The organism is Luteimonas sp. BLCC-B24, from assembly GCF_028550595.1.
Lineage (GTDB): Bacteria > Pseudomonadota > Gammaproteobacteria > Xanthomonadales > Xanthomonadaceae > Luteimonas.
In genome coordinates, this window is sequence record NZ_JAQQGN010000004.1 from 112,717 (window position 1) to 136,664 (window position 23,948).

The 23,948-nt window shown below is 70.1% G+C and carries 24 protein-coding genes and 1 tRNA gene; 9 read left to right on the forward strand and 16 right to left on the reverse strand.

The features are described from left to right. Positions 1-66 precede the first annotated feature (66 nt). Together PQS31_RS10295 and PQS31_RS10300 are read left to right on the forward strand one after the other, a co-directional pair. Positions 67-243: a DUF1328 domain-containing protein gene (locus PQS31_RS10295; protein WP_272762635.1), complete on the forward strand. Its 177-nt coding sequence runs from the start codon at positions 67-69 to the stop codon at positions 241-243. Between the two features lie 122 nt (positions 244-365). Then, positions 366-611: a DUF2789 domain-containing protein gene (locus tag PQS31_RS10300; protein WP_272762636.1), complete on the forward strand. Its 246-nt coding sequence runs from the start codon at positions 366-368 to the stop codon at positions 609-611. Between the two features lie 105 nt (positions 612-716). Here PQS31_RS10300 and PQS31_RS10305 read toward each other — a convergent pair whose 3' ends face one another. The 5 genes from PQS31_RS10305 to PQS31_RS10325 all read right to left on the reverse strand — a co-directional run bounded on the left by PQS31_RS10305 (position 717) and on the right by PQS31_RS10325 (position 6,800). Next, positions 717-2,021 (reverse strand): TIGR00366 family protein, encoded by a 1,305-nt coding sequence (locus tag PQS31_RS10305; RefSeq protein WP_272762637.1) that lies wholly within the window; start codon positions 2,019-2,021, stop codon positions 717-719. 128 nt (positions 2,022-2,149) lie between these two features. After that, positions 2,150-2,545 (reverse strand): MliC family protein, encoded by a 396-nt coding sequence (locus PQS31_RS10310; protein WP_272762638.1) that lies wholly within the window; start codon positions 2,543-2,545, stop codon positions 2,150-2,152. 80 nt (positions 2,546-2,625) lie between these two features. After that, a complete protein-coding gene (locus PQS31_RS10315) occupies positions 2,626-3,069 on the reverse strand; it encodes an MliC family protein (RefSeq protein ID WP_272762639.1) in 444 nt (147 codons plus the stop codon). Positions 3,070-3,201: 132 nt separating this feature from the next. Further along, positions 3,202-5,544, reverse strand: a complete 2,343-nt coding sequence (gene ggpS / locus PQS31_RS10320) for a glucosylglycerol-phosphate synthase (RefSeq protein WP_272762640.1) — start codon at positions 5,542-5,544, stop codon at positions 3,202-3,204. Then, complete coding sequence (locus tag PQS31_RS10325; protein WP_272762641.1) at positions 5,541-6,800, reverse strand: MFS transporter; 1,260 nt, start codon at positions 6,798-6,800, stop codon at positions 5,541-5,543. The genes ggpS and PQS31_RS10325 overlap by 4 nt, the downstream gene beginning before the upstream one ends. 228 nt (positions 6,801-7,028) lie before the next feature. Here PQS31_RS10325 and PQS31_RS10330 point away from each other — a divergent pair, with 228 nt between their 5' ends. After that, a complete protein-coding gene (locus PQS31_RS10330) occupies positions 7,029-7,814 on the forward strand; it encodes a hypothetical protein (protein ID WP_272762642.1) in 786 nt (261 codons plus the stop codon). A gap of 54 nt (positions 7,815-7,868) precedes the next feature. Here PQS31_RS10330 and PQS31_RS10335 read toward each other — a convergent pair whose 3' ends face one another. The 3 genes from PQS31_RS10335 to PQS31_RS10345 form a co-directional block, all read right to left on the reverse strand. Further along, a complete protein-coding gene (locus PQS31_RS10335; protein ID WP_272762643.1) occupies positions 7,869-8,156 on the reverse strand; it encodes a DUF3247 family protein in 288 nt (95 codons plus the stop codon). A 62-nt stretch (positions 8,157-8,218) separates the two neighbouring features. Next, entirely contained in the window at positions 8,219-8,941 is a 723-nt protein-coding gene (locus PQS31_RS10340; RefSeq protein WP_272762644.1) for a Crp/Fnr family transcriptional regulator, read from the reverse strand. A 369-nt stretch (positions 8,942-9,310) separates the two neighbouring features. Then, positions 9,311-9,538 (reverse strand): CPXCG motif-containing cysteine-rich protein, encoded by a 228-nt coding sequence (locus PQS31_RS10345; RefSeq protein WP_336314347.1) that lies wholly within the window; start codon positions 9,536-9,538, stop codon positions 9,311-9,313. Positions 9,539-9,629: 91 nt separating this feature from the next. Here PQS31_RS10345 and PQS31_RS10350 point away from each other — a divergent pair, with 91 nt between their 5' ends. Continuing rightward, complete coding sequence (locus PQS31_RS10350) at positions 9,630-11,948, forward strand: FdhF/YdeP family oxidoreductase (RefSeq protein WP_272762645.1); 2,319 nt, start codon at positions 9,630-9,632, stop codon at positions 11,946-11,948. Between the two features lie 58 nt (positions 11,949-12,006). Here the strand turns inward: PQS31_RS10350 and PQS31_RS10355 are convergent, their stop codons facing one another. The 3 genes from PQS31_RS10355 to PQS31_RS10365 are packed head-to-tail and all read right to left on the reverse strand — an operon-like array spanning position 12,007 to position 15,145. Beyond that, entirely contained in the window at positions 12,007-13,074 is a 1,068-nt protein-coding gene (locus tag PQS31_RS10355; protein WP_272762646.1) for a hypothetical protein, read from the reverse strand. Further along, positions 13,071-14,291, reverse strand: coding sequence for a tyrosine/phenylalanine carboxypeptidase domain-containing protein (locus PQS31_RS10360; protein WP_272762647.1), 1,221 nt, complete (start codon positions 14,289-14,291; stop codon positions 13,071-13,073). Before PQS31_RS10360 ends, PQS31_RS10355 begins: the two co-directional genes overlap by 4 nt. Then, positions 14,288-15,145, reverse strand: a complete 858-nt coding sequence (locus tag PQS31_RS10365) for an N-formylglutamate amidohydrolase (protein ID WP_272762648.1) — start codon at positions 15,143-15,145, stop codon at positions 14,288-14,290. The genes PQS31_RS10360 and PQS31_RS10365 overlap by 4 nt, the downstream gene beginning before the upstream one ends. A gap of 151 nt (positions 15,146-15,296) precedes the next feature. Here PQS31_RS10365 and PQS31_RS10370 point away from each other — a divergent pair, with 151 nt between their 5' ends. Together PQS31_RS10370 and PQS31_RS10375 are read left to right on the forward strand one after the other, a co-directional pair. Beyond that, a complete protein-coding gene (locus PQS31_RS10370) occupies positions 15,297-17,441 on the forward strand; it encodes a S46 family peptidase (RefSeq protein ID WP_272762649.1) in 2,145 nt (714 codons plus the stop codon). 19 nt (positions 17,442-17,460) lie between these two features. Beyond that, entirely contained in the window at positions 17,461-18,342 is an 882-nt protein-coding gene (locus PQS31_RS10375; protein ID WP_272762650.1) for a pseudouridine synthase, read from the forward strand. Between the two features lie 28 nt (positions 18,343-18,370). Here PQS31_RS10375 and PQS31_RS10380 read toward each other — a convergent pair whose 3' ends face one another. Further along, positions 18,371-19,624, reverse strand: coding sequence for a TIGR03862 family flavoprotein (locus tag PQS31_RS10380; protein WP_272762651.1), 1,254 nt, complete (start codon positions 19,622-19,624; stop codon positions 18,371-18,373). Between the two features lie 97 nt (positions 19,625-19,721). On the opposite strand from PQS31_RS10380, the gene PQS31_RS10385 reads away from it, so the two are divergent. After that, the gene (locus PQS31_RS10385) at positions 19,722-19,985 is read left to right on the forward strand and encodes a DksA/TraR family C4-type zinc finger protein (RefSeq protein ID WP_272762652.1); all 264 of its coding nucleotides are present in this window, start codon (positions 19,722-19,724) and stop codon (positions 19,983-19,985) included. A gap of 64 nt (positions 19,986-20,049) precedes the next feature. After that, positions 20,050-20,397, forward strand: coding sequence for a RidA family protein (locus PQS31_RS10390; protein WP_272762653.1), 348 nt, complete (start codon positions 20,050-20,052; stop codon positions 20,395-20,397). 60 nt (positions 20,398-20,457) lie between these two features. Here PQS31_RS10390 and PQS31_RS10395 read toward each other — a convergent pair whose 3' ends face one another. From PQS31_RS10395 to PQS31_RS10410, 4 genes are all read right to left on the reverse strand, one after another. Further along, positions 20,458-21,039 (reverse strand): mechanosensitive ion channel family protein, encoded by a 582-nt coding sequence (locus PQS31_RS10395; protein WP_272762780.1) that lies wholly within the window; start codon positions 21,037-21,039, stop codon positions 20,458-20,460. A 169-nt stretch (positions 21,040-21,208) separates the two neighbouring features. Beyond that, a tRNA-Val gene (locus tag PQS31_RS10400) sits at positions 21,209-21,283 on the reverse strand. Positions 21,284-21,464: 181 nt separating this feature from the next. Continuing rightward, positions 21,465-22,385, reverse strand: a complete 921-nt coding sequence (locus tag PQS31_RS10405) for a restriction endonuclease (protein WP_272762654.1) — start codon at positions 22,383-22,385, stop codon at positions 21,465-21,467. 120 nt (positions 22,386-22,505) lie between these two features. After that, positions 22,506-23,111 carry a phasin family protein gene (locus PQS31_RS10410; RefSeq protein WP_272762656.1) on the reverse strand — a complete coding sequence of 202 codons (606 nt, stop codon included), beginning with the start codon at positions 23,109-23,111 and terminating at the stop codon, positions 22,506-22,508. Between the two features lie 117 nt (positions 23,112-23,228). Here PQS31_RS10410 and PQS31_RS10415 point away from each other — a divergent pair, with 117 nt between their 5' ends. Beyond that, positions 23,229-23,945: a hypothetical protein gene (locus PQS31_RS10415; protein WP_272762657.1), complete on the forward strand. Its 717-nt coding sequence runs from the start codon at positions 23,229-23,231 to the stop codon at positions 23,943-23,945. Positions 23,946-23,948: the final 3 nt, after the last annotated feature.

The following is a 23,948-nucleotide window of genomic DNA, read 5'->3' on the forward strand; positions in this document are numbered from 1 at the left end:
CACGAGACTCCGGAGCAAGGACGCACTGCGCATCGCGGTGCGTCCATCGACTGCCAGGAGAGCAACATGATCAAGTGGGCCATCATCTTCGCCGTCATCGGCCTCATTGCCGGTGCGCTCGGCTTCAGCGGCGTCGCGGGCGCCTCGATGGGCATCGCCCAGTTCCTGTTCTGGGCCGCGATCATCATCGCGGTGGTCCTGTTCGTGCTGGGACTCACCGTCGCCAAGAAGGTCGTGCGCTAGGCCGGACGCGGCACGTTTTCACACCCGCCGCCTGCGTCCGCGCAGGCGGCGTTTTTCATGGTCCTGGGCCAGCCTGTCAGGCGACGGGGCCGCACTCCGCAACACCGCTTCGAGGACACGCCGTGGACCAGACCGTGCATCCGTTTTCAGAACTCTTCGCCCAGCTGGGGCTGCCGAACGACGAGGCATCGATCCGCGCGTTCATCGCCGAACACGGCCCGCTGCCCGCGGACATGCGGCTCGAGGAAGCGCCGTTCTGGTCCGACGCTCAGGCCCAGCTGTTACGGGAGGAGCGGATCGAGGACGCCGACTGGATCGTGGTGATCGACCAGCTCAATGTCGCCATGCACGCCACGCCCGATACCTGAGCCGGGCTCGCAGCGGCCGGCCAGCCGCTTCCGATCACGGTGAGCGCGCCCGCGGTGCGCAGGCCGCCCGCAGCAGGTGCAACCACCCGGGAGCGCGCGCCGGCCTCAGGCGAGCAGCAGCACGAGTCCGATGATCACGCCCGATGCGAGCAGCAGCATCAGGCAGTAACCCATGATGTCCTTGATCTTCAGGCCGGCGATCGCGAGCAGCGGCAGCGCGAAGAACGGCTGCAGCATGCTGGTCCAGGCGTCGCCCCACGCGACCGCCATCGCCACCCGCGGCAGGTCGGCGCCCAGTGCCTGCGCGGCCGGGATCATCACCGGGGCCTGCACGGCCCACTGGCCGCCGCCGGAGGGCACGAACATGTTGATCAGTCCGGCCGACAGGAAGGTCAGCACCGGCAGCGTCTCCGCGGTGGCGAACGAGGCGAACCACGTCGACAGGGTCGTCGCCAGGCCGGAGCCGACGAGAATCGCCATGATGCCGGCGTAGAACGGAAACTGGATCACGATGCCGGCACCGCCCTTGATCGCCTCCTGCAGCGCCGCCAGCAGCCGCGCCGGCGTCCGGTGCAACACGATCCCGAGCATCAGGAACGCGTAGTTGACGATGTTGAGGTTCAGGCCGCCACCACCGATGAAGTGATCGGCGAGATAGACGAGGCCGGCGCCGCCGATCGCGACCGACAGCAGCCCGCCATGCTCGAGGCGTTCGGCCGGCGACGCGTGCGCGTCCCGTGCCGGAGGTTCGACGTCCTCCGGCGGCGTGAACAGCACGCTGTCGTGTTCGGGCGGTGTCATCGCGCGATTGATCAGCGGAATCGCGATCACCAGCAGCGCGATGATCAGAAGATTGAAGGGCGCGAACAGGGTCTCGCGGGTCGGGATCAGCCCGATGGCCTCCTGCATGAAATGCCCGTCGGTGGCGATGGTCAACGGAATCGAGCCGGACAGGCCGCCGTGCCAGAGGATGAAGCCCGAGTACGCACTGGCCACCAGCAGGCGGTAGTCGACACGCACATGCCGCGCCACTTCGCGCGCGAACAGCGCGCCGATCACCAGACCGAAGCCCCAGTTGATCCAGTTCGCCGCCATCGCGACCAGGGTGACCATGACGATCGCGTTGCGCGGGCTGCGGCAGCGCGACGCCAGCCAGGTGAGTCCACGTTGCACCGGCGGCGTCTTGGCGAGAATGAAGCCGGTGACCAGCACCAGCAGCATCTGCATCGAGAACCCGAGCAGCTCCCAGAAGCCGGTGCCCCAGTAGCGCACGAGCGCCAGTGGCGGCGTGCGCTCGATCGCCAGCGCCGCGATGGCGGCGAGTGCGGTGAAGATCAGGACGAACACGTAGGCGTCGGGCAGATAGCGCTCGACGAGGCGGACGGACGAACGGGTCGCACGCTGGAACATGGGGAACACCGGCTGACACGCGGGCGGCCAAGCCTAGCGGCATCGCCGGGCGCTGCCTGCTAGACCTTGGTCGGCGCGCGGTCGACCAGGGCACGGATGCGCGCGATGCGCATCCGTGCTGCAACCCGTCAGACCGGGTCGGCCGGATGCCCGGTGCAGCTGCGGTCGGGCTGGTCGGCGCGCATCAGCAACGCATCGTGGGCGCCGCGGGTCCAGAGCACGTTGCCTGCACCGTCCACATACTTCGTGCCCGAGGCGGCAGGCTCGGTCTGCATGGCCAGGGTCAGGCCGTCGACCCGCACCGTGGCCCGATCGCCGCCGTCGAAGCTGGCGTCGACCGGCGTGCCCTCGCAGTCGTAATGGACGACCTGTGGCGCGGTAACGGTCGCCGTCTCCGCGGGTGTCGAGCCGCCCGCATCGGCCGCCGGCGGGGGCGTGCGCTCGTCGGGCGGGGCTTCAGCAGGTGAACAGGCGATCAGCGCGCCGCTGACCGCAGCAACGAGGATGGAAAGATGCCAGCGCATGGTCGTCTCCTTGCCGTGGTAGGACCGGAACGACGCGGGGGAGGTCGCAGCATAGCCCGGCGGAGCGCCGGGCGTGGACTTCAGTAGACGCGGTGGCAGTTGCGCTCGTGGTCGCCTTCGAGCGTCAGCCGGGCTTCGTCGGGACGGTGCGCCCAGAAGCGGTTGCCGGCGGCGTCGGCATACATCGCGCCGGACGCCGCGTCTTCGCGGTCGAGCGCGAGGGTTTCGCCGTCGACGACGAATTTCGCGAGTGCATCGTCGTTCTCGTAGGCCACGGTGATGCGGATGCCCTCGCAGTCGAAGTCGAGGGTGGACGTCGGCTGGGACGCGGCCTCGCGCGCGGCGAGCGAGCCGGTCATCGGCGTGTCCTCGGGTTCGGTCGGCGCGGCAGGCGGCGCCGGCGGTGGCGTCGCGACGTCGTGGGGCGTCACGTCCCCGGGCGCCGGTGTGGCCGGCGTCGGCTCGCTGCAGGCGCCGAGTGCGAACGCGGCGATCAGGGCGGTCAAGGCGGGGGCTGCGCGCATGGGATGTCCTCGTCGAACGTGGATCGGGGCCGGCTGACCGGCCCGCTTACCGTAGGCAGGCCGCCGTGAACACCCGGTATGGCATCCACGGCGCGCTGCACGTGCGTCGGCACGGTCACGGGTGCGACGCGATCAGGCCGCGAGCCCGCGCATCGCGTAGCGGTGCCGGTCGGCGCCGCTGCCCGTACTCGCGACCGCCGCGAGGAAATCGCGCCCCCAGCGCTCGATGTCGTAATGGCGCACGGTCTCGAACAACTGGCGCTGGCGCCCCACGGCCTCGTGATCGGGCATCGCCAGCGCCTGGCGCAGGCCGGCGACGAGATCCGTCTGGTCGTGCGGATTGGTCAGCACCGCGCCCTTGAGTTCGGCGGCGGCCCCGGCGAATTCCGACAGCACCAGGGTGCCGGCCGACCCCTCGATGCCATGGGCGGCGACGAATTCCTTGGCGACGAGATTCAGGCCATCCCGCAACGGGGTGATCCACATCACGTCGGCTGCCGCGTAATGCGCCAGCACTTCCTCGAAGGCCAGTGCGCGGGCGAAGAACCGCACCGGCGTCCAGTCGAGCATCGCGTAGCGCCCGTTGATGCGTCCCACGGCCTGTTCGATCCGGGTCTGCAACTCGCGGTAGATGGTCATCTCCTTTGCGGCCGGCACGCAGACCATCAGCAGGTTGACCTTGCCGCGCAGCTCGGGCTCTGCGTCCAGAAGGCGCTCGAACGCCAGCAGTTTTTCCAGCGTGCCCTTGGTGTAGTCGAGGCGCTCGACCGACAGGACGAGCTTGCGCCCGGCGAATTCGCGCCGGATCTGCTCCAGGCGCACGCGCACCCGGGGATGGGCGAGGCCGCGCTCGATGCGCTTGATGTCGGTGCCCACCGGATGCGCCCCCAGGCCCACGGCGCGGTCACCGACCCGGATGCGGGTGATCATCTCGTCGAGCCCGACGGCGCAGCCGTAGGTGAGGAAGCGTGGTGCGCAGCCTTCGCGCTCCAGCACCTCGGTCGGCATCGCACCGCGCACCACGTCGACGAAGTTCTCCACCTGCCGCGGAATGTGGAAACCGATGTAGTCGCACTGCAACAGGCTGCCGAGGATCTCGCGGCGCCACGGCACCACGTTGAACACGTCGGCCGACGGGAAGTACGTGTGATGGAAGAATGCGATGCGCACGTCCGGCCGCAGCTCGCGCAGGTAGGCCGGCACCATCCACAGGTTGTAGTCGTGCAGCCACACCGTGGCGCCGGGCGCGGCCTCGGCAGCCGTGGCCTCGGCGAACTTGCGGTTCACGCGCAGGTAGATGGCCCAGTCGTCCTCGCTGAAACGCGCGCGTTCCCAGAACGTGTGCAGCATCGGCCAGAACGCTTCCTTGGAGAAGCGCTTGTAGAACGCATCGACTTCGGTCTTCGACAGCGGCACGCGGGCCACCGTGAGATCGGGATAGGCCTCCGCATCGACCGGCGTGCGGGTTTCGAAGCTGCCGAGCTTGGGATCGTCGACACTCCATGCCACCCACGAGCCCCGCTGCCCGCCACCGAAAAAGCCGAGCAGACTCGGAATGATGCCGTTCGGGGAGGTCGGACGCCGACGCTTGCGCGCGCCGTCCTCGACGTATTCCTCGTAGGGCAGGCGGTGGTAGACCATCACCAGATCCGACTGGCCCGTCGCCGGCTCGGCCGTGCTGCGCAGGTGCGGGTCGTCGGCGTCGAGCAGGTCGAAGTGTGCGATGGCTTCGAGGATGCCGCCGCAGCCGGGCGCCTGGGCGTGGAAGACGTTGGAGAGCTGATCGGTGGCCTTGACCAGCGCCGGCTCCGATTCACCCACGCACACGCCCTGGAAGCCCGAGGTGTACATCGACAGGTCGTTGAGCGTGTCGCCCGCCACGAGCACGCGCTCGCAAGGCAGATCGAGGTGCGCGGCGAGTGCGGCCAGCGTGCGGCCCTTGTCGGTATCGGGCGGAAGGATGTCGAGATAGCGGTCGGCCGAATACAGCACCGAACAGCCCAGACGCCTGGCCGTCGCCTCGATGTCGCCGCGCATCTCGGCCAGCGCCTCGGGTTCGCAGAAATACGAGCAGCGGCGTTCCTGGGGGACGTCCTGGCGCACGAGGCCGGGGAACACCGCCATTTCGCCGGCGACGGCGTGCTCGCCCGGCCAGCGGCGGTCGATCCGCGTCTGCAGTGGCTGGATGGGCTGCAGCGTGTGTCCGTCGACGACGGTGCCGCCGACGTCGCAGATCACGTAGTCGGGACGCGGCAGGCTGGGATCGGCGAGCAGCGGCATGACGGCTTCGAGGCCGCGGCCGGTGACGAAGGTCAGACGGATCTCCGGATGACGGTCGACCAGGCGGTAGAGCTGCTGGCGGTGCGCGGGGGATCCGGCGAGGAAGGTGCCGTCGAGGTCGGTCGCGAGCATCAGACGCGGCACGAACGGCATGTTGGCAGGGGCGAGGTCGGGCGAGATCGGATCTGGGGTCAATGCTTGTCCTTGTGGTGTGGGTCGGAACGGTCGGGGCCTTCGGGCGCAGGGCCGGTTTCGGGCAGCAGTTCCAGCGCCGAGGGCGTGGTGCGCAGCATCGGATGGAAGTGCGCCGGGTGGTCGTTGTCGCGGCGACGCACCAGTCGGCGCCCGGCCGCGATCAGGGCCAGCGCGCCGAGGATCACCGCGAACGAGGCCGGCAGCGCGGACGGCCCGAACCGCGACATGGCGACGCCGGCCAGCGCCGGTCCGATCGCCGAGCCGACCCCGTTGAGCAGCAGCAGGCTCGAGCAGCCCGACAGGGTGTCTTCGGTCGGCAGGTGGTCCAGCAGGTGGGCCACGCAGATGGGGTAGATCGCGAACGCCACGCCGCCGAACAGGAAGAACAGGCCGAACAGCAGCCACTGCGACTGGGGTGCGATGAACACCATCGCCACGCCCAGCAGCGCGGCCGCGGCGCAGATCAGGGCCAGGGTGATGCGCCGGTCGCCGCCATCGGACATGCGCCCGATCGGCCACTGCAGCAGCGCACCGCCGAGGATCGTCGCGCTCATCAGCGATGCGATGCCCTGCAGGTCCAGGCCCAGACCACTCGCGTACACCGCGCCCATGCCCCAGAAGCCGCCCATCGCCAGACCCGCCAGCAGCGAGCCGCTGGCGGCGGCCGGTGCGGCGCGCCACAACGCCGCCACGGCCAGCCGCGGCACCGACGGCAACGTCGGCTGCACCATCCGGCTGGCCACGACCGGCAGCGCCGCCAGGCAGACGAGAATCGCGACCACGCTGAAGAGTGCGAACGAGGCCGGATCCTGCAGGCCCAGCAGCCACTGGCCGGCCGCCAGGGCGAGCAGGTTGACCGCCATGTAGACAGCGAACACCTGACTGCGCTTGTCCGGCGGCGCCTGCACGTTGAGCCAGCTTTCGATCACCGTGTACAGGCCCACCAGCGCGATGCCGGTGAGCACGCGCAGGCCGCCCCAGGCCCAAGGATCGATGAAGATCGGATGCAGCAGCACCGCCGCCGCGCACAGCGCCGCGTAGAACGCGAACGCGCGGATGTGGCCGATGCGCTGGATCAGCCCGGGTGCGAGATAGGTGCCGAGAAAGAACCCGACGAAATAGCCGGACATGATCAGACCGAGCGTCTGGTCACTGAACCCCTCCAACCCGCCGCGGACGGCGAGCAGGGTACCGAGCAGGCCGCTGCCCATCAGCAGCAGGGCCACACCGGCCAGAAGCGCGGTCAGGGCGCGCACGACAGCGATAGCAGCCTCCGGGCGTTGCGACGAAGGCGGACGATCATAACACGTTGAAAAATATGGTTATTTCACGCCGTCTTTGCGGCTGCTCCAGGCTGCTGCGACGCAGCAGAAACCGGTTGCAGAACAGGCGCTTGCGTCGCGTGGCAAAAGGCCGCGCGCGGTTCGACTCCCCCTGAACACGGGGTGCGCGACGATGGCGCTTTCCGATACCAGGAGTGATCGATGGCGCGTCCGCCCGTGCTGCTGTCCCTGTCCGCCGTCGTTTCGACCCTCGTCCTCGCCGCGTGCGGCGGCGGGTCACCGGCGTCGGACGACATCGCGCCGATGCCTGCCGACCCACCGGGCTCGATCGCCGCCTCCGACGACGTGGGACGTGCGCTGGACGAGGATGTGGTGGTATCGACCAACGAGCCGTTCTGGCAGGCCCGGGTCGAAGGCACCACCCTGGTGTTGACCGGCGTCGACGCGTCGGAGCGCAGGCTCGAGGTCGTCACCTCGACGATGACGGCGGACGGGCGACGCGTCACCGCGCGCGACGTGAAGGGCGAGGTGGTGCTGATCGTGCGCCGCATGCGCTGCGAGGACGACATGTCCGGCGCGCGCTTCCCGATGACGGGGCTGCTGACCATCGACGGCCGCGGCCCGTTCCGCGGCTGCGCGCGTCCCGCGTCGATGGCGATGCCGGGCGAACCGGAGACTGCGACGCGCGTCGTGCCCGATGTCTTCATCGGACGATGGGATGCGGACCAGGCCGCATGCGCGGCGGGGCGCGCCAGCGATCTGGCCCTGACGATCGCCCCCGACCGGCTGGTCTTCCACGAGAGCACGGCGATGCCGACGGACGTCGACCCGGTGGATGCACGCACCGTACGCGTCTCGCTCGACTTCGAGGGCGAAGGCGAGCGCTGGCAGGCGATCCGCACCCTGCGCCTCGACGCCGAGGGCGGCACGCTGATCGTCGAGGCCCCGGACGGCGCAGCGCCGCCGCGTGTGCGTTGCGAGGACTGAACAGGCTGTCCCGACCGCTGCAGTGCCGTGCGCCGGCGTCCTCGTCGGCCGCGCTCAGGCGCTGTCGATGCGTTCGATCGTCTCGATGTCGCCGACCCAGATGAAATGCGGGACGTCGGGCGCGGCCAGGTCGTCGAGCCGGAGCAGGGCGTTGTGACCTTCGTCGCCAGCGGCGTCACGGAAGGTTTCCACGGTGGGACGTACCGCGACGATGCCCTCGATGCGCGCGCCGCTGTCCAGAGTGACCCGCACATGCGCCTCGTCGTGGAGGATGCGGATCCGCTCTTCGATCCGATCGAGATCGGCGCGCGCGGTGTGGATGCGCGGCGGGGTATGACTCATGGCGATGCTCCGTTCGGGCGGCACAGGCTGCGACGCGGACGGACAAGGCCGGGTGACGGCCGTCAGGCCCCGCTGTCGGACCCGAGCAACCGGTCGTATTCGTTGCGGATGCCCGAATAGCACTCGCAGCTGCGTGCGAGCAGGCATTCGCGCTCGAGCACCTGGATCAGACCGCGGCTGTAGCGGATGCAGCCGTCGTCCTGCAGCCGTCGCGCCGCCTCGGTGATGCCCTCGCGGCGCACGCCGAGCAGGCGCGCGATCTGCTCCTGGGTCATCTTGATCTCGGCCGAGCCGATCCGGTCGTTGACCAGCAGCAGCCAGCGCGACAGCTGCCGATCGACGGTGTGGTGCCGGTTGCAGACGCCAGTGAGGGCGGTCTGGGTCAGCAGGGCCTGCATGTAGCGCAGCAGGATGGCCTGGAAGGCCCCCCCGCGCCGGAACTCGCGCTGGGCGATGTCCGCGCGCAGGGCCAGCGCTTCACCGCCCGCCTGCACGACCGCGCGCACCGGCAAGGTGCGGTTGTTGGCCACAAGACCAATGCCGACGACGCCTTCGTTGCCGATCATCGCGACTTCGCTGGTATCGCCGTTTTCCAGCGCATAGAGCAGCGACACGATGCCCTCGCGCGGAAAGTACATCGTGCTCTGCTGCGCGCTGGCCTCGTGCAGCACCTTGCCGACAGGCAGCTCCACGAGCTGCAGATCGCCACCGATGCGTTCACAGACATCGTGGGGAAGATCCTGCAGCAATCCGTTGTGGGGGGCCCAATCGGCTTTCTTTGCCATGCGTGTTCGTAGCGTGAAGACCTGGAAGCGGTGTCGGATTGTCCCGGCTGAATGCGGAAGCGTATGTGCGCCACCGCGCATAAAGTCGCCGGGCTGCAACCTCGATGCCTTCGGCCGTTCATCTTCGTGCGGACCATGCCTGCATGGCGTGTTCAGGGACCGTGGAGGGCTGTGTGTGTGTGCCGTCGATCAGCGCCGGCCGCTGCCGGCGCGGCCACGATCCAGGCCCGGGCGGATTCCGCGCGATGGACTACACACGGCATTCGGGGCGGGTGCTGCGCGTCCGTCAGGATGTGCACCCGTGGCAATGCGGCCACTGACCGTCCGCGACGCGATCGCGCGGCGCGGTGACCGCGCAGGTGGGGCAGGTCAATCGTCCCGGCCGCCCTCGAGCCGGACGGCGTCGCCGTCCACATCGAGATGCATCGTGATCGGCCGGCAACAGACCGGGCAGTCTTCGATGTACTCCCCGGACGTCTCGCCGCCATCGACCAGGGCTTCGAAGCGCTCACCGCACCACGGGCATCGCAGGGAAGTCGTCGTCCACATGGGGCCATCATCGCCCGAACCGCGCCGCCGGATGTCGAGCTTGCGCAATCCGCGCATCGCCACTGCCCGGCGTTCACGCCTGCCGACATGCCGCCCGCCTAGTGTGGTGCCGGTGTTCCACAGGACGAAGGCGACACCGATGAGCGATACCCGGATCCATCCGTACTCAGGGCCCGCCGGCGGCTGGGGGTCGGCACGTTCGCTGGCGCGCCACGTGACCGGACGCGAGACACCGACCCTCGAAGGCGTGCGCCAGCTCCAGCGGCAGAACAAGGTGGACGGCTTCGCCTGTGTCAGTTGTTCCTGGGCCAAGCCGGCCGAACCGCACGCCGCCGAGTTCTGCGAGAACGGGGCGAAGGCCACGATGTGGGAACTCGATACCGGCCGCGCGGATGCCGACTTCTTCGCCCGGCACACCGTCACCGAACTGGCCACCTGGGCCGATTACGACCTCGAGGCGCAGGGCCGGCTGGTCGAGCCGCTGCGCTTCGATGCCGCGAGCGACCGCTATGTGCCCGTGAGCTGGAGCGAGGCCTTCGAACTCATCGGCCGCGAACTGCGCGCCCTCGAGCCCGAGCGCGTGGTGTTCTACGCCTCGGGCCGTGCATCGCTGGAAACCTCGTACATGTACGCGCTGCTGGCGCGGCTGTACGGCAACAACAATCTGCCCGACAGCTCGAACATGTGTCACGAGAGCACGTCGGTCGGACTTCCGCGCAGCATCGGCGTGCCGGTGGGCACGGTGCTGCTCGAGGATTTCGAGCACTGCGACTGCATCCTCTCGTTCGGACAGAACGTGGGCGTCAACAGCCCGCGCATGCTCCATCCGCTGCAGGATGCGGCGCGCCGCGGCGCGGACATCATCACCTTCAATCCGCTCTACGAGCGCGGCTGGGAGCGCTTCACCAACCCGCAGGAGCCGCTGGCGATGGCCACCGGCGCGTCGACACGGATCAGCAACGCCTATTTCCCGGTGCGCGCGGGCGGCGATCTGGCCGTGATGCACGGCATCGCCAAGGCGCTGTTCGCGCTCGACGACGCCGCCCAGGCCGATCCGTCGCGCGAGCGCGTGCTGGACGTCGACTTCATCGCGAACCACACCAACGGCTTCGATGCGTTCGAGCAGGCGGTGCGCGCGATCGACTGGCGCGACATCGAACGCGAAGCGGGACTGTCGCGCGCCGACATCGAAGGTGTGGCCGCGGTCTACGCGCAGGCCAAGGCGTCGATCCTGATCTACGGCATGGGCCTGACCCAGCATCGCTACGGCGTCGACAACGTGCGCATGATCTGCAACCTCGCCTTGATGCGCGGCAACATCGGGCGGCCGGGTGCGGGTATCTGCCCGGTACGCGGTCATTCCAACGTGCAGGGCCAGCGCACTGTCGGTATCTCGGAAAAGCCCGAGCTGGTGCCGCTGGACCGGCTGGAGGCGCAGTACGGCTTCTCGGCGCCTCGGAACAAGGGCCTCGACACCGTGGGCACGGTCGAAGGCGTCATCGACGGTTCCGTACACGCGTTCATCGGCCTCGGCGGCAACTTCGTCCGCGCCGCGCCCGAGACCGAGCAGCTCGAAGCGCACTGGAAACACCTCGCGCTGACCGTGCAGGTGGCCACCAAGCTCAACCGGAGCCATCTCGTCTGCGGCCGCACGGCCTTGCTGCTGCCGTGCCTCGGGCGGATCGAACGGGATGTCCAGCGCAGCGGCGAGCAGTGCGTGACCGTCGAGGACAGCACCACCTGCATCCATGCGTCGTTCGGCACCAGCGAGCCGGCCAGCGACCAGCTGCTGTCCGAACCTGCGATCGTCGCGGGCATCGCCCGTGCCTGGAAGCCCGACGACACGCGTGTGCCGTGGCAGGCCTGGGTGGACGACTATGCGCTGGTGCGTGATGCGATCGAGGCGACCTATCCCGACCAGTTCCGCGACTTCAATGCACGCCTGCACACTCCCGGTGGCTTCCCGCGCCCCATCGGCGCGCGTGAGCGGCGCTGGGAAACGCCGAGCGGCAAGGCGGAATTCCACGTGCCGGGGCGCCTGTGCGCGACCGGTTTCGAGGATGCCGAGGGCCGGTTCCGCCTGCTGACCGTGCGCAGCAACGACCAGTTCAATACGACGGTCTACGGCTATCGCGATCGCTTCCGCGGCATCGAAGGCACGCGTCGGGTGGTGCTGATGCACGAGGACGATATCGCCGAGGCAGGCCTCACCGCCGGCGAGCAGATCGCGCTGGTCGCCGATGCCGAGGATGGGGTGGAGCGTGCGGTGGGCGGACTGCGCGTGGTGCCGTATCGGGTGCCCCGCGGCTGTATCGCCGCGTACTACCCGGAATGCAATCCACTGGTGCCCGTGGCCCACCATGCGGTCGACAGCCACGTGCCGGCCGCGAAATCGGTGCCGGTGCGCATTTCCCGCCGCACCGATGCGCCCGTGCCGGCGGGGCCGTCGCCCGACTGAGCACATGGCATGCCCGGAGCGGTCAGCCGCTCCGGGCCGGTGATCGCGCCGGGCGCGGTCAGAGCATCGCCAGTTCGGCGTTGTCCAGCGTGCGGCCGTAGTGCGCGCGCAGGCGCAGCTTGCGCTCGAGATCGTCCAGGATGTGCCCGCTGAAATCGAGTCCGGTGAGTTCTTCGACCATGTTGATGCCGCCGGGCGTGTCGACGTTCACTTCCATCAGCTTGTCGCCGACGATGTCGAGGCCGACGAAGTACATGCCGTCACGGATCAGCTTGGGCGCGACCAGTTCCGCCAGGCGCAGCGCGTCCGCATCCGGCACGGCCATTTCGTATTTGCCGCCGGCGCTGATGTTGCTGCGCGCATCGCCGCTGTCGTTGTAGCGGCGGATGCAGGCATAGGTGCCGTCGACTTGCAGCGGCCGGCCGTTGAGCATCAGCAGGCGCAGGTCGCCGTCCTTCGCCTTCGGCAGGTACTCCTGCGCTATGGCGTAACCGTCCCGGGTGACGGCGTCGATCATCTGGTTGAGGTTGCCGCCACTGTCGGGCGTGATCACGAAGACACCCTGGCCCCCCGAGCCCTGCAGCGGCTTGATCACCCCGTAGCCGTCGCGCGACTTGATGAAGGCCTTGATCTCGTCGGCATCCCGGCTGATGCAGGTGACCGGACGGACTTCTTCCGGGAAATGCTGGAAGTAGGTCTTGTTCGACGCGTCGGTGAGATGGGTGGGGTCGTTGACCACGAGTGCGCGGCGCAGGGCGACCAGCTGCGAAAACAACAGGCCGCTCGCCGGGGCCCAGGGCCGTTCGATCATCTCGTCGGCCGGGTCACTGCGCAGCATCAGCACGTCCAGTTCATCGACCGAGATGCGTTCGGTCACGCCGTCGGCCGCCTGGATGTCCGCCAGCAGCGCCGCGTCGTCGGCGTAGTCGGCGCCGCGCGGGCGCTTCGCACAGGCGCGCACGATGCCGCAGGCGTCGTAGGTGAAGTCGCCCAGGCCCATCAGGGCGACCTCGTGGCCACGGGCGATGGCCTTCCGCGCCAGGCGGATGGTGGTGTAGTTGTCCTGCTCGGTGGCGACGTCGTTGACGACGAAGCCCAGGCGCATCGGCGTGCGCGTTTCGGTCATGCGGTCTGCTCCATGGGGCGGTGCGTCTGGAAAAGATGGTCGACCGACGTTCGCCGGCAGACCTCGAGCCGGTCGTGGAAATCCTCGGCGGCGGCGTATCGGGGGAGCAGGTCGGGCGGCACGATCCAGCCTTCGTCGAGCAGCGTGTCCAGCTGCTCGAGATGGGGCAGGGCGAACTTGCCGAGAAACAGCGCGTCGAACTCGCCGCCGGCTTCGAGGTAGACCAGCAGGTCGCGCAGTCCGCGCAGGTACACCGCGTCCTTGGTCAGGCCGCCGCCGCGGCGCGCGCGTACGGCGACGTCGAAGGCATCGTCGGTCGGCAGGCCGTGGGCTTCGTGCAGGCAGGCGAAGATCGCCGGGAGACGTTGGCCCTCCGCCGCCATCGCGGCTGCCACCACGCGTGCGGCGAGCACCCGCAGGCGTTCGCCCGGCAGATACCCGGCGAGAAATTCGGAAAGCACGCCCAGCCCCTCCTGCATGGGGTCGTAGCCGGCGAGGCCGACCTCGAGCTGCCGCAGGGCCTGGCGGCGCCCGTTGTGGCGGGTGACGACATGCGTGCCGATTTCATGCTGGATCAGCGGATCGATGCGCGCACGCGGCAGGCGGATGTTGCCGTCGATGTAGAACGTGCCGTGGGACACCATGAGCATCGAATTGATGTCGGTATCGATCACCACATCGATATGGAAATCCGGAGCCTGGGCGCGGTACCAGGCGATTTCCGCCTCGACGGCGCAGCGCATCTCGTCGATGCCCGCATCCGCCACGAGCGGATCACCGTCGGGAACGTGATCCAGAATGCGCTCGGCCAGCGCGAGCAACTCCGGCTCGACCGCGCCGAACAGGGCCACGCTGGCATCGACGAAGCCGGGCTGGTCACGCTGTTCGACCAGATCGATCATGCGCGCGAGTTCCTGCTGCTTTTCCGTCAACAGGCTGCGCAATGCGGGAACATCGATCTCGGCAAGGGGCAGCGCGGCGAGTTCGCCCCGGAGCGCCGCGAGATCGTCGTCGAGATCGAGATAGCGCAGCGGCGGCTCGTGTCGTCGACCTCCCGCGTCGAAGGCGCGCCACAGCGCATCGCCGTCGAGCGGCGACAGGGCCACGAGCCAGTCGAGCCGGGCATCCAGGCGCGCGAGGACGGCATCCACGTGCGCCGCGGCGGCCGGCAGCGGCCGCGCCTCGGGCCGCAGGCGGTTGCGGGTGCGGCCGGTCATGCGAGGAATTCCGGACGCACCGCGTCGACCGCGTGCTGCAGACCATCGCGCAGCGCGTACAGCGCCGGGATGTCGGCCTGGCCGCTCCATTCGTCCATGAAGATCTTCTTGTACTCGGGCGAAATCGTGCACACCCGCTCGCCCCAATGCGCATACACCCACTCGGGAAAATGGCCGCCGGTCGGAAAGCGCACGTTGCAGCGCACGTCGGGCAGCGCGCCGCGCACCGGATGCCGGCGCAGCACGTTGGCGAACCGCCGCGCGGTGTCGCCCCAGCGGTCGGGATCGAGCGTCGTGATGCCGAGTTCGATGTCCGGATTGCCGGCCGCGTCGGCCGGCGCGGCATCGGGGCCGTCGCGGCGGTGGTTGTAGCTGTGGATGTCGACCAGCAGCGCGCAGCCCCAGCGTTCCACGGTGCGGTCGATGAGTTCGCCCATCATCGCGTAGAAGCGGTCGTAGAGCGCCAGCGATGCGGCGCGCTCGGCGTCTTCGAGCGGTCCGTTCCAGACCTGCAGCCCCCAGCTGGCCTCGGGCGTCTCGTAGATGCATCCGGCGCGGGGCCGGTTGAGATCCACCTCGAAACGCGAAGTGCGCACCCGGAGCCGGGCGTCGCCGACCTGGGTGAGCAGACTGGTGAGCGGGTCTTCCTCGCGCCAGCGCGACTGTTCGTCGAGCGCGATGTGGTGCCGAAGCGCGGGACGCAGCGTGTGGCCGTCGTGGATCGCGGTCGCGATCACCGGGCCGTCGGATACGGTGAGATCCCAGGCGTCCTCACGCAGGCGCAGCGCCGGCGGCGTGGTGTCGGTGAGAACGGCTTCGGAGTGGGGGCGTCGGGCATCGGGGGCGTCTGACATGGTGCGCATGCTCGCAACGCGGCAATGATGTGGACGTGACCGGACGTGCCGCGACGCTTGACGTCGCGTTAACCCGTCCATCGCCTGCGCCATTGCCGCGCGGCACGCCGCTCGTTAAGGTCGCGGGCCATCGATTCCGTTGTGAGCGCCCATGCCGCCTCGTCGCCTGCTCGCCGCTGCCCTGCTCATGGGCCTGTTCACCACGGCGGCACAGGCCGACGAGGGCATGTGGATGCCGGGGCAGCTGTCCGACATCGCCGCGCCGATGCGGGCCGCCGGCTTCCGGGGCGATGTGCGCACGCTTGCCGACGTCACCCGGCCGCCGCTGAGTGCGGTGGTGCGCGCGGGCGGCGGCACCGGCGCGTTCGTGTCCGGCGACGGCCTGCTGCTGACCAATCACCACGTCGCCTACGGCGTGATCCAGTACAACAGCCGCCCCGAGCGCGACATCATCGAGGGCGGCTTCATCGCCGCGGGCCGCAGCGACGAGCGGCCGTCGAACCCGGATTTCCGCGTGCTGGTGACGGTGGGCTTCGACCGGGTGACCGACACCGTGCTCGAGGCCGCACGCGGCTTGCAGGGACGCGCCTATTTCGATGCGGTCGATGCCGCCAGCAAGCGCATCGTGGCCGACTGCGAGCAGGCCGGCGACGTGCGCTGCAGCGTGGCGAACATGTACTACGGCACCGATTTCTACCGCATCCGCCAGCTCGAACTGCGCGACGTGCGCCTGGTCTACGCGCCGCCGCGCGCGATCGGCAATTACGGCGACGAGATCGACAATTTCATGTGGCCGCGGCACACCGGCGATTTCACGCTGCTGCGGGCCTACGTGTCGCCCGACGGTCGGCCCGCCGACTACAGCCCGTACAACGTGCCGTACGCGCCGCCGGCGCATCTGCAGATCGCACGCACGGGCCTGCACGCGGGTGATTTCGCGATGCTGGCCGGATATCCGGGGGTGACCTTCCGCCATCGCACGGCCGACGAGTTCGAGGCCCAGGTGACGCGCACGCTGCCGCAGCGGGTTGCGGTGTTCGACGCGCTGATCGCGGCGGTGGAGCAGGCCGGGCAGGGCGACGCCGATGTGCGGACGCGTTACGCCGCCCAGTTGCAGTCGTTGAAGAACAACCGCAAGCGTGCCGCCGGCGAGCTCGAGGGACTGCGGCGCAGCGATGCCGTCACCCAGCGACGCGAGGACGAGCGCGCGATGCTCGCCGCCACGCCCGCGGCGACGCGGGGCGAGATCGACGCGTTGCGCACCGTGCTGGCCGAGGGCGACGCGATGGGCGAGCGCGATCTTCTGCTTGGCCTCGTCGCCAGCCAGACCCAGTTGATGCGCGCGGCCCTGCTGCTCGAGCGCCTGCGGCTGGAATCGGCCCGGCCCGACGGCGAACGCGAGACCGGCTACCAGCGCCGGGATCACGCCCTGATCGAGGGTGTGTTGCGCCAGGCCCAGCGCCGGTATGCGCCCGCTGCGGAAAAGGCGCTGATGACCGTGCTGATCGGCCGGTACCAGCAGTTGCCCGACGCGCAGCGCCTGCCGGCGTTCGACGCCGCGTTCGGGCGCACGCCCGAGTCGCTGGCGCGTGCGCTGGATACGCTGTACGCCGGCACCCGGCTCGGCGACGAGGCCGAGCGCCTGTCGCGTTTCGCGGCCGCGCGCGACGGTCGGGCGCTGGCGGACGATCCGCTGATCGCGCTGGCCGGGCCCCTGGTGGCGGCGCAACTCGAGATCGAACACGCGCGCAAGAGCCGCGACGGCGAGCAGCTGCGCCTGCGCCCGGCCTACATGCAGGCGTTGTTCGCATGGCGCGCATCGCAGGGGCGGGCGGTGTATCCCGATGCCAATGGCACGCTGCGGGTGAGCTACGGACGGGTCGAAGCCCTGTCGCCGCGCGATGCGGTGACCTACGCGCCGGTGACGACGGTCGCCGGCATCGTCGAAAAGCACACCGGACAGGCGCCGTTCGATGCACCGCGTCCGCTGCTCGACGCGATCGCCCGCGGCGACTTCACCGGCACCGACGAGCCCAGCCTGGGCACGCAGCCGGTGAATTTCCTCACCAATCTCGACACCACGGGCGGCAACTCCGGCTCGCCGGTGCTGAACGCGCGCGGGGAACTGGTGGGCCTGAACTTCGACAGCAACTGGGAGTCGGTCAGCGCCAGCTGGTGGTTCGATCCGCGGCTGAAACGTGCCATCCACGTCGACATGCGCTACATGCGCTGGCTGATGGCCGAGGTCTATCCGGCGCCGGCGCTGCTGGAGGAAATGGGCCTGCCCGCACGATGAACGCCGGCGGCGCCGCTCCGTGACGCGCGCGCGCCTGCCGCCCCGCGACGGCGTGCCGGCCAGTCGTCTGCAACTGCCGCCGGGCGAGTGGCGCACGGTGCTGGAGGCGCTGTGCGCGCGGTTCCCGGCGATTCCGCGTGCCACGTGGATCGACCGTTTCGCGCGCGGGCGGGTACTCGGCGGCGACGGCGCGGCCTTGGACGTGGACGCGCCCTACCGCGTGGGTCTGGAGGTCGGCTATTACCGGGAGGTTGCGCAGGAGCCGGTGATCGACGCCGAGGCCCAGGTGCTGCATCTCGATGCGCACCTGCTGGTGGCCGACAAGCCGCACGGCCTGCCAGTGGTGCCGTCGGGCGGCTTCGTCGAACAGACACTGTTGACGCGTCTGATGCGCACGCACGGCGTGCCGGATCTCGTGCCGCTGCACCGGCTGGACCGGGCCACCGCCGGCCTGGTCCTGTTCTCGGTGAATCCGGCGAGTCGCGGCGCCTACCAGGCTCTGTTCCGCGACCGGCGCATCGACAAACGTTACGAGGCGCTGGCGCCGCCGCTGCCCGGTCAGGTGTTTCCGCTGCGCCGGTGCAGCCGCATCGAACGCGGCACGCCGTTCTTCCGCATGCAGGAAACCGCGGGCGACGCCAACAGCGAGACCGGTATCGACGTCATCGAACGCGGCGCCGAGGTCTGGCGCTATGCGCTGGCCCCGGTGACCGGGCGCAAACACCAGTTGCGTGTGCACATGGCGGCGCTGGGCGCGCCGATCCTCCACGACCCCTGGTATCCCGAACTGCGCGAGCAGGTGGACACACCGTTGCGGCTGCTGGCCCGCAGCCTCGCCTTCGTGGATCCGCTGGACGGCACGGCGCGCCGGTTCGAATCGGGACAGGCCCTGGCGCTCTGAGCCACGCCGCGCGTGACGCAGGCGCCGCTCAGGCGCGGGCGGCCAACCAGTCGATCGCGCCGTGCGCCGCCACCCGGGCGCTCGCATAACAGGCCGTGAGCAGGTAGCCGCCGGTCGGCGCTTCCCAGTCGAGCATTTCGCCGGCGACGAAGGTGCCGGGACGGCGTCGCAGCATCAGCGCATCATCGAGCGCGTCGAGGCGCACGCCGCCGGCGGTGCTGATGGCCTCGGCCACCGGTCGCGCCGCCTGCAGCCGCAGCGGCAGCCGCTTGATGGCCGCGGCGACCCGGGCGGGATCCTCGAAGGCCTCGCGGGGCAGCCGTTCGAACAGCAGCGCGCTCTTGGCCGCGTCCAGGCCGGAGGCGCGGCGCAGGTGTTCCCCGATGCTGCGCCGGCCGCGCGGGCGCTGCAGCGCGGCCTGCAGGCGGTCGGGGTCGCGCCCGGGCGCCAGGTCCAGCGTGAGCGTCGCCGCGCCGTCGCGCGCGATCGCGTCTCGCAGATCCGCTGCGGCAGCGTACACCGCGCTGCCCTCGATGCCGGTGGCGGTGAGTACGCATTCGCCCTGCAGCGCGCGCGCGCGGCCCGCGACATCGCACCAGTGCAGCACCACGGGTTTCAACGGCGCGCCGGCGTGGCGTTCGACCAGATGCGTGCTCCAGTCGACGTCGAAGCCGCAGTTGGCCGGTACCAGCGGCGCCACGTCCACGCCTTGCGCCTGCAGCACCGGCACCCAGGCGCCGTCCGAGCCGAGCTCCGGCCAGCTGGCGCCGCCCAGGGCGAGCACGCCGGCGTCGGCGGCGTGCAGCCGCTCTCCCGCAGGCGTCGCGAACCGCAGGCGCCCGTCGGCCTCCCAGCCCGTCCAGCGGTGATGCACGTGGAAGCGCACCCCGGCATCGCGCAGGGCGCGGACCCAGCCGCGCAACAGGGGCGCGGCCTTGAGGTCGACCGGGAACACCCGACCGGAACTGCCGACGAAGGTCTCGACCCCGCGTGCGGCCGCCCAGGCGCGCAGCGCCGGGGCGTCGAACCCGTCCAGCCAGCGTGCGACGTCGTGCTGGCGCTCCCGGTAGCGCGCATCGAAGGCCGGGCGCGCCTCGGAGTGGGTGAGGTTGAGTCCGCCCTTGCCGGCAATGAGGAACTTGCGGCCCACCGAGCCCTTGGCGTCGAACAGGTCGACCTGCAAGCCGGCAGCGCATGCGATTTCAGCGACGAACAGGCCGGCCGGTCCACCGCCCACGATGGCGAGGCGGGCAGGCGAGGGGCGGGGCGGAACGTTCGACATCCCGCCATTATGCCGGCGCGCCCCGCACTCATCCGGCGGCCACGCATGCGCTGCTAGCGTCGCGGTTCGGAAACAGCAGAACGCGCAGGAGCCCATCATGGCCACCGGCTGGGCCGGCGATACCGCCGTGCAGGATCAGATCGACGCGACCGTGGAAGACGCCATCAAGCGCGCGCGCAGCCAGCTGCGCAGCGGGCCGGGGCTGACGCATTGCGAGGAATGCGATGCGGCGATCCCCGAAGCGCGCCGACGCGCGGTGCCGGGCGTGCGTCTGTGCGTCGAATGCCAGGCCCTGCACGACGAGGACGCGGCCAGCACCGGGTACAACCGGCGCGGCAGCAAGGACAGCCAGCTGCGCTGACGCGGGTTTGCGCCCGGCCGGGCGGCTGTCTACCGTGGCGGTCCCACCGACTGGAGACGCACGGATGATCGATCGCATCGACCCCGGCCCGCGCCTGTCCGAGGCCACCCGTCACGCCGGCATCGTCTATTGCGCGGGTCAGGTGCCCGAGACGGTGGACGGGGACATCCGCGTGCAGACCCGTGAGGTGCTGGCCGCGATCGACGCGCTGCTCGCACAGGCCGGAACCGACCGCACCCGGCTGCTGTTCGCACAGATTTTTCTGGCCGATATCGCGGATTTCGACGGCATGAATGCCGAATGGGACCAGTGGGTGCCACCAGGTGCGGCGCCGGCCCGGGCCACGGTGGAGGCGCGTCTGGCCGATCCCCGCTGGCGCGTCGAGATCGTGGTCACCGCTGCGGTGGCCTGAGCGGCCGCGCGTCTCGCGCGTGCCCGCCGCGGGCACGCGACGTTCGGGCGCCGCGGCGGCTCAGATGTCCAGCGGATCGCGCCCCTGGCCGCCGTTGGAGCGCAGCGCCGGCAGCGCGCCGCCGCGCCAGCGGCGCAGCACGCGCTGGAAGAACAGGCTGTTTGGAATCTGCAGCACGGTGCCGGCCCCCTCGCCGTCGTCGGTTTCGCGCAGGGTCGTATAGACAAGGTTGATGTCGACGACCTTGCCACGCAGCCCGGGCTTGTCGCCGTTCTCCAGCAGTTCCACGTGGTCGTAGAGCCGGAACGCACGCGTGGTGAGAATCAGCATGGTGCAGAAGATGTTCGACAGCACGCTCCACGCGGCGAAGAACGCCACCGCCGCCACCGCCGCGAAGCCGGTGAAGGCCGTCCACAACACGGTGCCGGAGACGCCGAGTCGTTCGAGCACGAGCAGGAACGCGCCGGCGTAGATCAGGAACGACAGGACGCGACGCGCGCCGATGACCGCTTCGGGCGGCAGCGTGTAGCGGCTGCCCACGCGCGCCACCAGACGCCGCGCCACCAGGCGCAGCAGCCAGGCGATCGCGAGAATCAGCAGGATCTGGCCCAGCGGCACGACGATGTCCAGCCAGTCGTGCAGCCAGACCGGTAATCGGTGGGGATCGAACACACGAACTCCGGGGCGCGGGGATGGCGCGCATTCTAGCGGCGCCGCCACCCGGGTCGCGTACGGACGGTGGGTGCGCGCAACGGCGCGGGCATCAACGAAAAAAGCCGCCTCTGCAGGCGGCTTTCCGGATCCGATCCGATGGTGGGCGGTACAGGGATCGAACCTGTGACCCTTGCCGTGTGAAGGCAATGCTCTACCGCTGAGCTAACCGCCCGGTGACGCATCGTCCGGCGATGCCGGCCCGATCGGGACGCGCATTCTACGGGCGATCGCGGACATCGGCAAGCATCGGATTCGTGCACGTGCGCCGGGCCGGACGCGCCGCGCGCCGTTCGGCGCGTTGGCGTTGCGCGCGGCCGGCATGCGGCGGGTTCGCGCCCGCTGACAACGCCCGATCAGAAGCTCCGGCACTGCAGGAAGCGGTTGGCCTGGCCGCTGCCGGGCGGCGGACTGAACTGGATCCTGGACGCGGTGAGGTCGGGCTGCCGCAGCACCAGCGCACAGACGCTGTCGACGGTGGCCTGGTCGTCGCTGCGCGCGACGAAGACCTGGATCGTGGAACTGCTCACCCAGATGGCGCGATCCACCGCGGGCAGTGTGCCGAGCGCGCTCGCCAGGTCCGCGCGTTGCTGATCGATCGACGCACGCGGCGGTGCCTCGATATGCACCGGCGCGCCCGGAGCAACCGCCGGCTGCGCCGCAGCGGCCGGAGCGGACGTCGCGGCCGCCCGCGGCGCCGGCATGACGATGAACACGGCCACGCCCGCGAGCAGCGCGAGCAGCCACGACAGCAGGATGCGCCGCCGCGCCTGGGTGGCGGTGCGCGCGACGATGTCCTCCAGCTGCGCGGGCGGCATCAGGTCCCGCAGCTCCGGCCACAGCGCCTGGCCGTCGAGCAGCTCGATGCGGTGCTTGCCCGACAGGCGACGGGCTTCTTCGTCGATCCGGCCCTGGGTCACCAGCAGGCCACCGGTGGCGCCCTGCAGCAGCATCTGACTCGACAGGGCCTGCACGGCATTGCGCCCGAGCACGAACGTGGCGCCGTGCTTGCACGACAACAGCCAGCGCCCGTCGGGATGCTCCAGCACGTAGTCGCTGTCGCCGGCGACTTCCCCGGTGCCCGTGGTGTGTACGTAGCCTCGCCGCTGCAGCGCCTGCAGCACCATGCCGATGAAACCGCGCCAGGAAATGCCCGACAACGCGACGATGCCCGCGGCCGTTTCGTCGCGGCGACGCTGGATGGTGTGGAAATACAGCGTCGCGGCGATACCGATGGCGAGTGCCACCCCCGTCGCGACCAGCCATTGGGAACTCATGCGCTGCCGTCTCTGCGTATAGGCGCGGAAGAATACCGGACGCCACGTGCGACTCGTCGAGGAGCGGCCACCTGGGCCCGTGCCCGTCCGCGGCGGTGACCGCCCTGCGTCCGCTGGGGATCAGGTGGACGTGCGATTGCGTGGACTGCGTGCCTTGGCCGGCCGTGCAGGCCCCGGCTTGGCCGCGCCCGCGGTCTTGGCCCCGGCCGTCTTGCGGACGGGCGCCTTGCGCCCGGCCGTCGAGCTGCGCGTGGATACCGGCCGGTCGGCGGCGCCGGTCGTCCGCGCACGCAGTTCCGTCTTCAGTGCATCGACCTGCGCGCGCAGCGCCTCGATCTCCTCGCGCCGGGCCACGCCCCACTGCTGCAACACGCCGTGCATGCGGGTCTCCACGAGGGTTTCGACCCGCTCCCAGCTTTCCATCGCGCGGTCGCGGGTCTGCGCGACGCCCTGTTCGACCACGCCGCGGATGTCGCTGGCGCGGGCGGTGGCGAAGTCGCGTGCGGTCTTCTCGAGGCCTGCGCCGTCGCGGACCAGACTGTCGAACAGCCGCGTGCCTTCGGCCTGTGCACGGCCGAATGCGCCCACACCCGCGAGCCAGATCTGCTGCGCGGTCTCGCTGATCGAACGTGGCGTGGTGTCGGCACCGGCGGCGGTGCCCGCGCGCCGGCGGTCGCGGGGGGTGGCGCCTGCCGTTTTCTTCGTCGTCTTCCGGGTGGTGGCCATGGGCGTCTCTCGATCGGGAGGAAATTGCCGCCTGTCGGACGGGCGCCGCCATCATGCCGCGGCGCCGGGGAAGAGCGTGCGATTGAACGCGCGCGTTCGAGCCTCGAAGATGCAGGCATGGGCAGATCCGACATCCACCGGCGGCTCGGCAACCGCCTGCACTGGCACCAGCGGCTGCACGATCCGCATGACGAGCCGCGCAACAGCTCGCGCTGGTTGCCCGAACTCCGGCGCTGGCAGGCCGGCCGGCTCGCCACGAGTTTCGCCCACGCGCTGGACGATCCCGGTCGGCGGCCAGCGGCCGAATTTTTTCTCGAGCACGTCTACGGCGACCGCGACTTCACCCGGCGCGACGCCGACATCGCCCGCACCCTGCCGGTGATGCGCCGCCTGCTGCCCGAGGCCCTGCTCGAGACGGTGGCCGACACGCTGGAGCTGGGGGCCCTGAGTCACGCGCTCGATCTGCAGATGAGCGATGCTCTGCATGCCCTGGCCCCGCGGCGCCGGAAGCTGGACGACGCGCTCTACGCCGACGCCTATGTCGTCACCGGGCGCCCGCAGCTGCGGCGGCGGCAGATCCGGCTCGTCGCGGAGGTGGGCGCCGGCTTCGCCCGGGCGCTGCGCATGCGCGGCGTCTCCGCGTTGCTGGCGTTCGCACGCGGACCGGCGCGGCTGGCGGGCCTGAGCGAGCTGCAGGGCTTTCTCGAGCAGGGCTATGCCGCGTTCGACGCCCTCGACGATGCCGACGCCTTCGTCGCGGAAATCGAGCACGACGAACTGGAAGTGTCGCGGCGCCTGTTCGCGGGGCACCCGACTCCGTACGCGCGGCCCTGAACG